This window comes from Chitinispirillales bacterium (assembly GCA_031254455.1).
GTDB lineage: Bacteria > Fibrobacterota > Chitinivibrionia > Chitinivibrionales > Chitinivibrionaceae > WRFX01.
Genome location: JAIRUI010000094.1, coordinates 23,878 through 37,108 on the forward strand (window position 1 = coordinate 23,878; position 13,231 = coordinate 37,108).

The window sequence follows — 13,231 nt, forward strand, 5'->3', positions numbered from 1 at the left end:
TTGATATTCCAAGTGATTTTATGCTTGCGGAAATTTCCTCGATATAGTTGTCGCGTGATTTATGCTTATGAGACTCTATACAATCGTTTACACTACGAAAAATATAATAAAAGGCGTTTAACCAAAAATAAGAGAAATTAAACGAAAGAAAAAGTAATGGATTTCAGAAACATTTTATCAAAAGGAGTTTTTATGAAACGGGTTTCATTTACATGGTTTATCAAGTGTCTGGTAAGTGTGTCGGCAGTATGTGCGGCGGTGTTCGTCGCCGGATGCAGCAAAGGTGAAGAATCAGGCAATCGCAGGCCTACGAATCCGGATTCGCTTATTATTTTGGGCAATTCGGCTTTGAGGAATGAGAAGTATGACGAAGCGGTTGAGTATTATGAAGCGGCTTTTGAAGCAGATAATAATCATACGAAAGCTATTATTTATTCAACTATAGCGAAAATTGCAAAAATTAGCGTTGATCGAAAAGTTGTAGATTTGTTCAAAAACCGCTTTGGGTTTACAAATTATCCGAATCGCCTCAACGCTTTACTGAGTGACGATTGGCTTACTAAATATCCCGAAGAGTATATTTTGTGGTCATATCGCGATGAAGAAATAGGCAAATGGGTTTATTGGCATGATGAGTGGTATGTTAACAGCGGTTACTATCCGGACATTCAAAAAATTGGATACTATTACCAAGAATATGATTACAATAGTTATAATTATTTGTATTTTTTTGTTTCGGATAGCCCGATTTATGAGAAAGGCAGCGAATATTTACTTCCGGGATTAACTGTTCCAAATTGGATAAAAGGCGGAAGTGATTCTTGGTATAATGAAACGCTTATGTCCACCGATAAGGCGCATAGTTTTGAAACATGGTGTTTGCTTTTATTTGCAAATGCGGTTGATAAGAATACGGCGGGATTGAATACCGTTTTAGACGAACTTATTTCATCTGTTTTCGGCGGTTCTTTCGTTGATGCCTGCAATAGAATAAAAAGGTTGGAGAATAATAAAACCGCAGCGATAACTCTTGACAGAGATTTTATAGAGGCGTTATATCTGGATGAAATTATTGATGAATATGATTTAATCGGTTGGGCGGAAGTTAATGCGATTACTTCTTGTATGGTTGGCGTAAAAGCGTGTTTGGAATGGATGGCGGCATATGATTGGGATACGGATTTGAATTTTTTGAAATACGCTTGGAAATCCGATGAAAATGATTTTTACGAACACATAAAAACAATTGATTCAAGAAATTTGCCGTTTAATAATAATTTCTTGAACGCAAGACCGGGTAAAATGGGTGTTGCTAAAGCGAGTTTTGTTACAGCTATTCAAGGGATTAAAGCGTCTTACGATGCGATTATCACGAGTAATTTGTATCCGACAGAAGTAAAAAATGCTTATCCTACAATAAATGACGGAATAGGAAAATTACTTTCGGCGATTCAAACCGGCGGGAAATTTTATATTCCGCAAGCCCCAACGGAAGGTAGTTGGCCGACTTCCGGCGGAACAGACGTTCTTTTGGGCGTTGATATGGGATTGTTTTTTCAAGAGGGTTATTTTTCGCTGAAGAATGTATTTGAAACCGAAAACGGGAAACCGACATTTTACGCCGATGGTGTAAAATTGACTTTGTCAAACTATGGAACGGCGATTAGAGACGCTGAGGATTACATAGGGTTGAAATTCAAGACTGCGACAATAAACAATATAGTGTTTGATTTTCCCGAATTGTATGAAGAAGTTCCGGAATTGACGAACGGAAGCGACGGATGGATTGTTGGAATGTTTCCGCCTGCGCTTGCCAAAACGCTTTTTGAGAAATATTATAATAAATGATTGTTAATCTTTTATGTCTAAGAAGTTCCAAAAAATTTTATTTGGGATTTCTTTTTGTATTTGCAATGAAACTTTGTTTCGCTCAAAATTTTGAAATCGGCAGTAATAACGGGCTACTGTTGTATCGGGAAAACGAAAAAATATTTTTCTCGAACGAAAAAATAAATTACGGCAACGAAAAAAACTTCTCAAGTAAATTAAATTTTCTTAAAATTAATTCCGATATGTCTTGGTTTTCGACCGAAATTATCAAAATAGATTATTCGGCAAAATTTGACTTTAATATTGTCCATCCTGAAATTATCACAGGATTGTTAAAACAATCGGGAATTGAAATTTTATTGGATAATACGGTAGAAAATAAAAAAATTACAAATGGTGGTGCGAAAGGTTTTTGCATCGGTTCAAAATTAGGAATTGACCTTAAAAACGTTAAAATTACACCGTCCGTTTTATTTGCAAGATATATCTTTGAAGACGGGGATTTTAATTTCTTTTACGGTAAACCGGACATTCCAAAATTTCTGCATTTGAACTTATCGGCAGAATACGAAAAGCGGCATAAAATAAATTTTTCGTATGAAAATTTTATTTTGAATATTCTAAACAACGATGAAATGCGACTTTTCTATTCCGACAATTATGTTTTTGGTGCCTATTATAAATATTCGTTTCTAAGTTCGCAAAAATTACGTAATTTTTATGGATTTTTAGGAATAAATTATGCGGATTTCTTGGTAAACGGCTCATTAACTCCTGCCAATCAGCGGTATTTCTTATTTCCCTACTCGTTTTTCAATGTAAACGGAAATGCAAACATATTTGACATTTGGATGGCGATTTCATTTAATCTTCAACAAAAATATTTGAACCATCAGTTTAAGATTGGCGGCTTTAATATTTTCGATGGAGAAATAAACGCAAATATCCATTACAAATACAGAAAATTTTTCGGCGATGAAGAGACAAGTAAAAATATTGAGACGATAGATTTAAAGAATGCAGGATTTTTATTTTTCCTGTATTCTTTTGAAAGCCCTGATTTTAACATTAAAAATAAATTATATATTTATTTAGAATTGCAGAAAATCTTCATATGTCCTGTGGGAATTTCCAAATTTTTCACGGACGATGAGTCTGGCGCTTATGATTTTTATGCCAAAGATTATGTAAAAACTATTTTATTCTCGGGATTGTCCGGATGTTTGAGAATTAAGTTTTAACGTTATTATTCGCGCGTTTATATTTTCTGGTTTACCAAATTCATGGGTAACGACGCTTGTTTCTTCCCGCCAAAACCATATCTAATCGGACGATTTATCTGCTCGGCGATAATTTCCACATTTTTGTGAATATCCAAAACCGCTTCGTTAAGCAAAAGTTCATTTATTTTTGTTTGCTCAACGTTAGCGTTTGTTTTTTCTTTCAGTTCGTTGTGTAATTTTTTTATAATTATAATATCCTCTTTGGGAAATTCGTCAATTATTGAATTTATGTGTTTGAGGCGGTTTTTATCTTCAACGTATGGTGAAAGCAAATCAATTCTGTTTCTTTCCAACGAGTCCATCTGTTCAACCACAAAATCTATTTCCGTTGAAAGCGTCCTTATTTCCGTTAAATTTCGTGCATTTATTGCGTCATGCATTTTTGCGTTCATTATTTTTAATTGTCCCTGAAGCATAATCTGTTGCGAGATTATCGTCTTGAATTTTTTTATTATGTCTTTATCCATTTTTCTCCTCCGAATTTGAAATATTATCTAATTTTTCTTTTATTTTTCGTACATAATTTTGAGTTTCTCTAAACGGGGGAATACCGCCGTATTTTTCTACATTTGTAGGACCTGCATTATACGCGGCAAGAGCAAGGTTTACGTTTCCATTAAACTTGTTAAGCATTTGTTTAAGATACTGAGTCGCTCCCATAACGTTTTCCGACGGATTAAAAACATTTTTTACACCCATGTCTTTTGCCGTTTTCGGCATAAGCTGCATAAGTCCCGACGCTCCTGTTTTTGATTTTGCCGCGGGGTTTCCGCCTGATTCCGCTTCTATTACCGCCGCAATCAAGTTTTTATCAATTCCGTATTTTTGAGATGCTTTTTCTATAATTTTATCCCATCGACGAACTTGCAAAGGAAACGTTTCCTGTAAAAAAGAATTTGAATTTTGCGTTTTTTTGTCGTCAAACAAAATATTTGGGTTGGCGAATGACCGCAGTGTTGTTGCGTCGAATATGTTTGAACGTCTATAATTTTCCTGTGATTTTAACGCTTTTATAGCGGATAACGGATCAATTTCTCTATCTCTTTGACTCATTTGAGAAATTATGGTTTTGGCAAGTCCGAGATTTCCGTTTTGAACCATCATTTTCGTGTATTCGCTGTCAAGCATTTCGGTAAAAATCTCTTCTCCCGTACTTCTACCCATCAATGTATTTTCGGGAACGGTTTTGCGCATTTCTTTCACCATAATTTCGGCAAACATTCTTTCGAATTCTATAGCCGCTTTGGCAAGTTTCTCGGATTTATTGTTTCCGTCTGTGAATATTTCGTTACTGTTAATTGCCTGAATCATTTGCGCCTCCCCATTCTAAATTTGCAAATTTTGTGCCAAATCATGTTTAATTCGAGATGCCGGGTGTGAAAATTGATATTATGTTAAAATATTGCAAAATTTGCGAAAAAATTTCCGCTATTTGAGTAATTCCATTGCTTTAGGGACGATTTTGTCAAGCGGCAAAACAAATTCCGCTGCGTTCAATTTTACGGCGCTTCCGGGCATTCCCCATACTACGGAACTCGCTTCGTCTTGCGCAATTGTTCTTGCGCCCGCTTTTTTCATTTTAAGCAACCCTTCTGCACCGTCGCCGCCCATTCCCGTGAGAATGACGCCAACTGCGGATTTTCCCGCTTGTTCCGCCGTAGAATTGAACAAATGCTCTACGCACGGTCTTTGATAATGAAGCGGCTCGCCATTTCCTATCTTGACTTCGTAACGCCCTCCGTCCCGTTTTAGCCACATATGGTAATTACCCGGAGCTATAAGCACTTGACCGGTTACTACGGAATCTCCATCCTTTGCTTCTTTTACGGTTACGTCGCAAATAGTGTTTAGCCGCTCTGCAAAAGTTCGTGAAAATCCTGCGGGAATATGTTGAACGACGAGTGTTCCGGGCGCGTTTTTAGGCAGGGACGGTAAAATTCTTTCTAAAGCGACCGTTCCGCCGGTTGAACTTCCTATTACTAAAATTCTATTAGTTGTCGCCGTAAACGATGTAATTTTCGCAAAAGCCGTAGAAGAAGAGGTTTGTATTTGAATTTTTTTCACATTCACCAATACCGCCGTTTTAATTTTTTCAATGAGAAGCGGAATTACTTCTTCGATTGAATATGCCTCACAAGGCTTTGTTACTACATCGACAGCGCCGCACCGTAATGCTTCCAAAGCCAATTGTGAGCTTTGTTGAGCAAGCGAAGAAACGATAATTGTAGGAATCGGAAAATTCTGCATTATTTTACGCAGAAACGTAATTCCGTCCATTCGCGGCATTTCTATATCTAACAGCATTACATCGGGTTTGTTTTTCGTAATCATCTCTCTTGCAACATAAGGATCAGGAGCCGTGTTTATGATTTCAATTACCGGGCATTTTTCAAGTTCCCTAGAAAGAACTCTCCTCACGAGTGCGGAATCATCAACTATCATTACCTTAATTTTGTTACTCAGTATCATCGTTCCAATCCCCATCTCTTAATTTTCTTACTTTAACGACCGCAACGTTTCCGTTTTCCGCGTTGAAAACAATTTTTCGTCCCACTCTTCCGCCTACGTCTTCGCATATTACGGGGATGCGGTTTTGGTGGAGAATATATCTTGCCGCCTCAATATTTTGTTCCGCTGTCTTGTCGGGAAGAGCTGTAGGCGACGCACCACCCAAAATATGGGCTGAAAGCGAACGGCGTTTTGATCCGGCGCCGCTTAAAGTTCTCAACATTGTCGGTATGGATTCGGAGGCATACAAGCCGGACGGGCGGTCGCCGATAGCAGGAGCGGGAAAAACAAAGTGACACATGCAAGCGTATTTTAGTTCTTCGTCCCAAATACATATTGAAACAGCACTGCCCACTACGGTTCTTATGAATCCGTTTTTTTTTGCCAGATAAACTTGACCGGGCTTTAGAGTGTATGGAGCTATTTCATCGAACATCCGTTCTCCAAATTAAAAGGCTTGTTTCAATGTTGCAAATTCTTCCGAAACCAAAATTTCGTTCAAATCCAAAAGAAATCGAACTTTATCGCTCATGCGAACCGCACCTATAATATGTTTCGCACTTTTACTGGCGCCTATATCCGGTTTGTCGGTAAGCATTTCTTCGTTAATGTCCATTACATCTTTTACTTCGTCAATGATTATGCCGACAATCAACACGCTCTGTCTGTCGGAAATCTCGGTTATCAATATGCACGTTTTTTCAGTTTCTTCTACAGGAGGCATGTTGAATTTGCTGTGAAGATTAAGGATAGGCACTACTTTTCCGCGAAGATTAAGTACGCCTCGAATAAATTTAGGGGAGCGGGGGATTCTTGTTATCTGTTGAATTTGAATTACTTGCTGAATTTTAAGGATATCAACTGCATATTCGCCGTTACCGAGCACAAATGAAAGATATTTTCCAATCAATTTCTCAGAATTAACATGTTTTTTTTCCGGCATAAGTTTAAATTCCTTCCAAAAGACGGATATAAGACGATTACAAAAATTATCAAAGATAATGTGAATATATTATATTTTTAATTGTATATGCAATAGTCTGTGTATTCTTTTAAAATTTTTGACAAAACGGCTTTTGGGTTTTCGGATTTATTGAGAAGTCGTACCGTACAAAAATTATGTCCGCCTGCCTGCAAAACCGCTTTTATATTGTTAAAATTAATTCCGCCGATACAGACCGACGGCAAAGTGGAATTATCGACCATTTCTTTCATTTTCTCAAGTCCCAAAACCGGATCCGGAATTTGTTTGGTAGGCGTTGGATAAACCGGACCTATTCCTATATAGTCTATTTTTTCGTTTTGAGCGTTTTTTGTTTGGTTTATGTTGTGCGTAGATAATCCGATAATCGCATCTTCGCCGAAAATCGTTCTTGCATAGTCTGGTTTTACATCGTCCTGACCTAAATGAACGCCGTCCGCTCCGCAGTCCTTTGCTATGTCAACAAAATCGTTTACAATAAAAATCGTTTTTGAATTTTGTGTCGTTTTACGAATGTTTTCCGCGGTTTTTAATATTTTGAATTTGTTTTCGTCTTTCATTCGCAGCTGCAAAAACGATATTTCGTTTTCTACAAGCAATTTAGCAAGATAATCGTATCCGCGAACCGGATCGGTCAAGATTGAATAAAATCCGAAATCTGTTTTTATTTTTGGGTTCACTTTAGATTTTCCTTTTTGTTCATAAAAATAATATTTTCCTGTAGATACAATTTTACGAACGGGATGTTTTATGATGACTGATATCAATAATTTATACGAAATTCAACAATCGTTGTTCGGAAGAAGTCGCGACAAAATAAATCCGGGACTTGAGAGAATTAGTTCTGCGGCTCAAGAAATCGGTAATCCGCAATATTCCTGTAAAACGATTCATATAGCCGGAACAAACGGAAAAGGTTCTACTGCCGCAATGATTGCGCACGGTCTTATGGCGTCGGGTGAAAAAGTAGGGCTTTTCACTTCTCCGCATATTTTTTCTTTCAAAGAAAGGTTTTATATTGACGGGGAATTCGTTTCTGCGAAGAAATGGCTTGGTGTTTACGGCAGATTAGAAAAAATCTTTGAAAAATACGATTTGACGTTTTTTGAAATTTCCACTCTTATAGCTTTTGAATTATTCCGCGAAGAAGAATGTTCCTGGACAGTGCTTGAAACCGGTATGGGCGGATTACTTGACGCTACAAATATTTGCGTTCCGCAGGCGAGCGTTATCACGACGATAGGAATTGATCACACAATGTATTTGGGGAATACAATCCAAGAAATTACAAAAGAAAAATTAGGTATCGTAAAAAGCGGAGTTCCGTTGGTAATAAGCGGCGCTAATGAAGAAAGAATAATAAAACAAGCGCAAAAATGCTGCTGGGAAAGAAATTCAAATATTATAATTTCAGATTTATCCAGAATAAGAAACGTCGCTAATTCCGAAAACCCGCCAGAAATTTGTTTGGATTTGAAAAATATTTACAAACTTGCAATGAGCGGTGAGTTTCAAAAAGTCAATTTTATTCTTGCTGTAACGGTTTTGGAAACACTCGGATTGAGTATGAGTCGAGAAATTTGCAAAAGCGTTGCGAAAGCGGCTATTCCTGCAAGAATGCAGAAAACGGAATTTCAGGACAAAACCGTGATTTTTGACGTAGCGCATAATCCGCAGGCGATGAAAAATTTTACCGATTCTCTAAAAAAAGAGAAATTAAACTCACCTGTTTGCGCAATTTTAGGAATGATGGGCGATAAAAATACAAAAGAAACATTAAAATTTATCACGCCTATAGTTGATAATATTTTTTGTTTTACTCCGTTAACGAAACGGGCGGAGCCGGCAGATTATTTGGCAAAGACTTTAAGGGACATCGGGGCAAAAAATGTTTTTATCTGCAAATCGTCTAAAGACGCTTTGCAAAAATCGTTAGAGCAAGGTAAAACCATTTTGGTAAGCGGTTCTTTTTATACGGTATCAGAAGTTATGGAGGCGGCAAATATAGTGAATTTTTGAAAAAAAGAGAAAATGTACAAAAAATTTCGGGAAAACAACATTTTCAATTCTAAAATTATATTATTTTATTAACTTAAATTCAAAAACAAACGGGGGAATATGTGAAAGTTCAAATTACGGCAAGACATGAAAGGAAAATTTCTGACGAAACGAAGATTTTTGTTGAAGAGGAAGTCGAAAATTTAGTTAAATTTTACGATAAAATTACTTCGGCGCAAGTAATTTTAGACAAGCAAACTTACAAAAACGGCAGTGAAGATATTGTTGAAATAATTGTAAACGTCGATAAAAGCCAATTGGTAGGTAAATCAAGCGCTGAAAATATGAGAAAAGCATTTGACGATGCGAAAGAAAAAGTCATTAGGCAATTAAAAAAACATGATGATATTAAAAAGAGTCACAATTGCGAACCATTGAAAGAAGCGGTTGTGAAAATTTAGTTTTAGGACTTTTGTTGATTAAGGGGTTTTTTTGAGGAAAAGTCGTTCCGATTTACTTGTCGGCATTGTGATTTTAACAGCTCTTGTAGCGTTAATTGCCGGTATTATGTGGCTTAAAGCGTATAGCTTTACACAGAAGATGGTGGATTATACGGCTGTTTTTTCTAATATTGGAGGTTTGCAGCCCGGAGATCCGGTAGCAGTTAACGGATTGAAAAAAGGAACTATTTCTTCTATAGAACTTTACGGCTCGCTAGTTGCTGTTCATTTCAAGCTCGAAAAAAACGTTCCTTTTACTGATTCCGCAGTTGTCACAGTAAAAAATATCGGTCTGATGGGTGAAAGAAAAGTTGAAATTTCACTTTCCGATAATGGAACTTTATATTTGCCCGACGAGGGTAAACGAGTGCGTCAGTATATAAAAGGCAAGTTTGACAGCGGTATTGCCGAGGCGCTTGGAATGCTTGGAAATTTTGTGGAGGACGCTTCCGCACTTGTTGATTCTGTTTCTGCGCTTTTGTCGGTAACTTTAGGCAGTAAAGAATTTAAGGATTTTTACGACAGAACCGTTGTGCGTTTGGATACGATAGTTGAAGTTGTTGATAGGATTTTGGAGCATAACGATAGAAAAGTTGATAACATTGTAAGCAGTTTGCAAAGAACTACTAAAAACCTTGATGAAATTGTTTCGGGAAATAAAACGGGAATCAATTCTATAGTGGTTAATACCGATTCTTTGACTAATAGAGCGGCGGATTTGATGTTTGATTTGGATTCTCTCCTTTTTGATTTGCGTAGTATAACCGGTAAAATTGATTCCGGTAACGGAACTGTCGGTCAATTGGTTAATGATTCTACGACGATTGAAGAATTGATGAAAACCGTCGAAAAACTGGATGTCTTAATAAACGAAGTGCAGAGTTACGGATTGAAACTCCGCATAAAACTTGGTTTCGGGGAAAAAAGAAATAAGGATAAATAAGTTGTGATTGAGAAAAGACTGCTTGTTGAGAACAAAAATGGAATTCACGCTCGCCCTTCGGCTGCGATTGTAGGGACGTTAAGCGGTTTTTCTTCCGAAGTTATAATCAAAACCGATGACGGTGAAGCCGATGCGAGAAGTATTATGGCTATATTGATGTTGAAAATTTTATGCGGAACAGAAATTTCCATCGTTGCAAACGGAGATGACGAAGTGGAAGCCATCAACGCTTTAGAGAAGTTATTCAAAGAAAAGTTTGGTTTTGATTACTGATTGAAATAACGGTATCGCGTTCAAAATCTTTTGATTTTTCCGGGTAGTCGGTCGTGAAGTGCAGTCCGCGGCTTTCTTTTCGTAATATTGCCGAACTTATAACCAATTTTGCGACGCAGGCGATGTTTCTCAATTCCAAAACCGGCGTACAAACTTTTGTTTTTTTGTAAAAATCCTCAATTTCTTGGCAAATCAGGCAAATTCTGTTAAACGCCCTTTGTAAACGTACGTTATTTCGTACTATTCCTACATAATCCCACATAATTTTTTGAATTTCATAAAGGTTATGCGATACCAAAACCCATTCGTCAGCAAATTCCGTTCCACTGTCGTCCCAGGTTTTTATATCGCTTTCATCGACAATTTCGCCTGTTTCTAAAGAAATTTTATCAATAGTGCGTTTCGCAAATACCATAGCCTCCAAAAGTGAATTTGAGGCGAGGCGATTTGCTCCGTGAACTCCAGAACAGCTTGATTCTCCTATGGCATACAAATTTTTTATGCTGGTTTCGCCGTTAATGTTTGTCTCAATTCCGCCGCAGCAGTAGTGAAATGCAGGAACTACAGGAATCATTTCTTTAGTTATGTCTATTGCGAATTTCAGGCATTGGGCGTAAATCAGTGGAAAATTCTCAATTAAATCCGAAGAATTTGCATGTCGAATATCCAAAAAAACGCAGTTGTCACCGCTTATTTTCATTTCGTTGTCTATCGCTCGCGCAACAATATCCCGCGGAGCAAGCGACTGCATTTCGTGGTATTTGTTCATAAACTCCTTGCCGTTTTTGCTTTTCAGTACCGCTCCATAACCTCGCAGCGCTTCTGAAATTAAAAAGGATTGTGACTGCGAACAAAAAAGCGTTGTTGGATGAAATTGTATAAATTCCAAATTTGCAATATTCGCTCCCGCTCGCCAAGCGGCCGCAATTCCATCGCCAGTAGCGGATTTCGGGTTTGTGGAATGAAGGTAAACTTCGCCGATTCCTCCGGTTGCTAAAACGGTTGATTTAGCGCGGACGGTTATAATCTTCCCCGCTTTTCTATCTAAAACATACGCTCCGAAACAACCGGTTTTTTGCGAATTTATAAGATGATGTTCGGTAATGAGTTCAATGAGTGTGTGGTATTGCAGAATTTTGATATTAGGATTGGATTTTGCGGTTTCGGCAAGCGTTTTTTCAATTTCCAAACCCGTTTGATCCTTTGCATGAACTATTCTGTCGGCGTGGTGTCCGCCTTCTCGTCCCAAATCCAAATTTTCCCAGGCGTCTGACCTCAAGGATTTTGAGAATTTAGCGCCGAACTTTACAACGTTTTTGATTGCTTCCGGACCTTCTTTCGCCAGAATTTCAACCGCTTCTCTTTTACAAAGTCCGCTTCCGGTAGAAATCGTGTCGGCAATATGGCTTTCTATTGAATCTGCTGGTGAAAGCACAGCCGCAACTCCGCCTTGCGCGTGACGCGTGTTACATTCAAAAATGTCGTTTTTGCAGATAACTACACAAGAAATTCCCCTGTCTGCAGCGTTAATCGCCGCCGATAATCCTGCTGCACCACATCCGATAATCAATAATTCTGTATTTTCCAAAATCCTACCTAAAATTCTTCAAATTTTTCCGTAAATTTTCAAAACGCCGCTTTTTAACAGTTTATTTGTCAATACCATAAATTTCTTGGTTTACTTCATTAATCTCATAAACGTATGCGTTGCTGAAATTGATTTATAGTATTGAGTAAAATTTCATTAAACATGTAAATTAAATCTTCCTTGTTAAATTTTTATACCCAATTTATTTTGTAAACCGCCTTAAAACTATTTAACGTGTAAAAACTATTTATTTATATCTTCCAAAATCGTATGAAATGCGGTATATCCACTCAAAATCGCATTAAACATTCCACAACCTGGAAGCGTCCAATGCCCCGCTTGATAAATATTTTTAATATGACTTTTAATCGGCATTTTTGCTGCGTTATAACTATTGAAAGTATTTTCAAATCCATAAATAGAGCCGCAAGTGTTTAGAGTATAACGTTCAAAAGTATCTGGAGAACCTATTTCAATCAAATCAATGTATTCTTTAATATTTGGATATACTGTGTTTAATTCGTCGATCATTTTTTTTGCGATAACTTTTTTATAATTTTTCCAATCGCCGCTGTCGGATTGTCGCACGAACGAAAATAAAATTATAGTAGGGGCAGATAAAAATTCCACACTGTGTAAAATTGCCAAATTATCACAGTCAAAGGGTAGGTTTTCTTGTGAATGAATTCGTTTGTACGGAGAATCAACATCTTTGTGCTTAAAATACATTGCGACGTTTGAGTCTATATATTTTTCATACCCCTTTTTCATTCCCAAATACACCGCGACCACGGAATCTGCCGGATTTAAACGGGAAAGGCGTTTCTGCCAAAGCGATGAACGGCTATTTTCGTCAAGTAGTTTGTTTTGTAAAATATAGGGAGAAATTCCTGAAATCACTAAGTTGCAGTCAATTTTTAGTCCGTTTTTTGTTCTTACATATTTTGCCGTCTTATTTTCAACCGAAATTCGATTCACTTCATCTTTCAAAATTATTTCACCGCCGTTTTTTTCTATAACTTCGGCTAAGGCGTTTGCTACGGTCACAAATCCTCCTCTTATTCCGTAAGAGCCGTCATGAAAATGTGCGTTAAAAAGCATTTGTGAAAACAAATGTTGTCCGAATCCGGGAGTGATTCCGATATAAGGCCACATTCCCGAAAGAAAGAATCGTAATTTTTCATCGTCGAAAAGTCTCTGTAAATACGATGAATATGAATGATGTTGAAATTTTGCAATTTTACCGTGATCTTCGTCAAGCAATCCGCGTTTTCCGGTTTCGAATAGTGTAAATACCGTGTCGCTAAGAAGTTCCAAATCATCAAA

The 13,231-nt window shown here is 37.3% G+C and carries 13 protein-coding genes and 2 pseudogenes; 6 read left to right on the top strand and 9 right to left on the bottom strand.

The window, feature by feature from the left end:
* Positions 1–192: 192 nt before the first annotated feature.
* The gene (locus LBH98_07205; GenBank protein ID MDR0304537.1) at positions 193–1,848 is read left to right on the top strand and encodes a hypothetical protein; all 1,656 of its coding nucleotides are present in this window, start codon (positions 193–195) and stop codon (positions 1,846–1,848) included.
* A 65-nt stretch (positions 1,849–1,913) separates the two neighbouring features.
* Entirely contained in the window at positions 1,914–3,071 is a 1,158-nt protein-coding gene (locus tag LBH98_07210; GenBank protein ID MDR0304538.1) for a hypothetical protein, read from the top strand.
* Between the two features lie 17 nt (positions 3,072–3,088).
* Here the strand turns inward: LBH98_07210 and LBH98_07215 are convergent, their stop codons facing one another.
* The 7 genes and pseudogenes from LBH98_07215 to thiE all read right to left on the bottom strand — a co-directional run bounded on the left by LBH98_07215 (position 3,089) and on the right by thiE (position 7,283).
* Positions 3,089–3,580 (bottom strand): flagellar protein FlgN, encoded by a 492-nt coding sequence (locus LBH98_07215; protein MDR0304539.1) that lies wholly within the window; start codon positions 3,578–3,580, stop codon positions 3,089–3,091.
* Positions 3,581–3,620: 40 nt separating this feature from the next.
* A pseudogene (locus tag LBH98_07220) lies at positions 3,621–3,947 on the bottom strand (lytic transglycosylase domain-containing protein).
* A 219-nt stretch (positions 3,948–4,166) separates the two neighbouring features.
* Positions 4,167–4,319: pseudogene (locus LBH98_07225) on the bottom strand (rod-binding protein).
* A gap of 222 nt (positions 4,320–4,541) precedes the next feature.
* Positions 4,542–5,582 (bottom strand): chemotaxis response regulator protein-glutamate methylesterase, encoded by a 1,041-nt coding sequence (locus LBH98_07230; protein MDR0304540.1) that lies wholly within the window; start codon positions 5,580–5,582, stop codon positions 4,542–4,544.
* Positions 5,569–6,057 carry a chemotaxis protein CheD gene (locus LBH98_07235; GenBank protein MDR0304541.1) on the bottom strand — a complete coding sequence of 163 codons (489 nt, stop codon included), beginning with the start codon at positions 6,055–6,057 and terminating at the stop codon, positions 5,569–5,571. The genes LBH98_07230 and LBH98_07235 overlap by 14 nt, the downstream gene beginning before the upstream one ends.
* A 12-nt stretch (positions 6,058–6,069) precedes the next feature.
* Positions 6,070–6,564 carry a chemotaxis protein CheW gene (locus LBH98_07240; protein MDR0304542.1) on the bottom strand — a complete coding sequence of 165 codons (495 nt, stop codon included), beginning with the start codon at positions 6,562–6,564 and terminating at the stop codon, positions 6,070–6,072.
* Positions 6,565–6,641: 77 nt separating this feature from the next.
* Positions 6,642–7,283 (bottom strand): thiamine phosphate synthase, encoded by a 642-nt coding sequence (thiE, locus tag LBH98_07245; protein ID MDR0304543.1) that lies wholly within the window; start codon positions 7,281–7,283, stop codon positions 6,642–6,644.
* Positions 7,284–7,353: 70 nt separating this feature from the next.
* Between thiE and LBH98_07250 the strand changes: the two genes are divergently transcribed.
* The 4 genes from LBH98_07250 to LBH98_07265 all read left to right on the top strand — a co-directional run bounded on the left by LBH98_07250 (position 7,354) and on the right by LBH98_07265 (position 10,317).
* Positions 7,354–8,622 carry a bifunctional folylpolyglutamate synthase/dihydrofolate synthase gene (locus tag LBH98_07250; protein ID MDR0304544.1) on the top strand — a complete coding sequence of 423 codons (1,269 nt, stop codon included), beginning with the start codon at positions 7,354–7,356 and terminating at the stop codon, positions 8,620–8,622.
* Between the two features lie 101 nt (positions 8,623–8,723).
* Entirely contained in the window at positions 8,724–9,062 is a 339-nt protein-coding gene (gene raiA / locus LBH98_07255) for a ribosome-associated translation inhibitor RaiA (protein MDR0304545.1), read from the top strand.
* 31 nt (positions 9,063–9,093) lie between these two features.
* The gene (locus LBH98_07260) at positions 9,094–10,044 is read left to right on the top strand and encodes an MlaD family protein (protein ID MDR0304546.1); all 951 of its coding nucleotides are present in this window, start codon (positions 9,094–9,096) and stop codon (positions 10,042–10,044) included.
* Between the two features lie 3 nt (positions 10,045–10,047).
* Positions 10,048–10,317, top strand: coding sequence for an HPr family phosphocarrier protein (locus tag LBH98_07265; GenBank protein MDR0304547.1), 270 nt, complete (start codon positions 10,048–10,050; stop codon positions 10,315–10,317).
* On the opposite strand, the gene nadB is transcribed toward LBH98_07265, so the two are convergent.
* Both nadB and LBH98_07275 read right to left on the bottom strand, forming a co-directional pair.
* Positions 10,289–11,905, bottom strand: a complete 1,617-nt coding sequence (gene nadB, locus LBH98_07270) for an L-aspartate oxidase (GenBank protein ID MDR0304548.1) — start codon at positions 11,903–11,905, stop codon at positions 10,289–10,291. The two genes, LBH98_07265 and nadB, sit on opposite strands and share 29 nt — an antisense overlap.
* Before the next feature lie 243 nt (positions 11,906–12,148).
* On the bottom strand, positions 12,149–13,231 hold a 1,083-nt coding region (locus LBH98_07275; protein MDR0304549.1), incomplete at its 5' end, for an FAD-dependent oxidoreductase.

Excerpts from the sequence above, each read along its gene's own strand:
- LBH98_07210 (MDR0304538.1), top strand. The coding sequence starts at position 1,914 with ATGAAACTTTGTTTCGCTCAAAATTTTGAAATCGGCAGTAATAACGGG.
- LBH98_07235 (MDR0304541.1), bottom strand. The coding sequence starts at position 6,057 with ATGTTCGATGAAATAGCTCCATACACTCTAAAGCCCGGTCAAGTTTAT.
- LBH98_07250 (MDR0304544.1), top strand. The coding sequence starts at position 7,354 with ATGATGACTGATATCAATAATTTATACGAAATTCAACAATCGTTGTTC.
- LBH98_07205 (MDR0304537.1), top strand. The coding sequence starts at position 193 with ATGAAACGGGTTTCATTTACATGGTTTATCAAGTGTCTGGTAAGTGTG.
- LBH98_07230 (MDR0304540.1), bottom strand. The coding sequence starts at position 5,582 with ATGATACTGAGTAACAAAATTAAGGTAATGATAGTTGATGATTCCGCA.
- LBH98_07240 (MDR0304542.1), bottom strand. The coding sequence starts at position 6,564 with ATGCCGGAAAAAAAACATGTTAATTCTGAGAAATTGATTGGAAAATAT.
- LBH98_07215 (MDR0304539.1), bottom strand. The coding sequence starts at position 3,580 with ATGGATAAAGACATAATAAAAAAATTCAAGACGATAATCTCGCAACAG.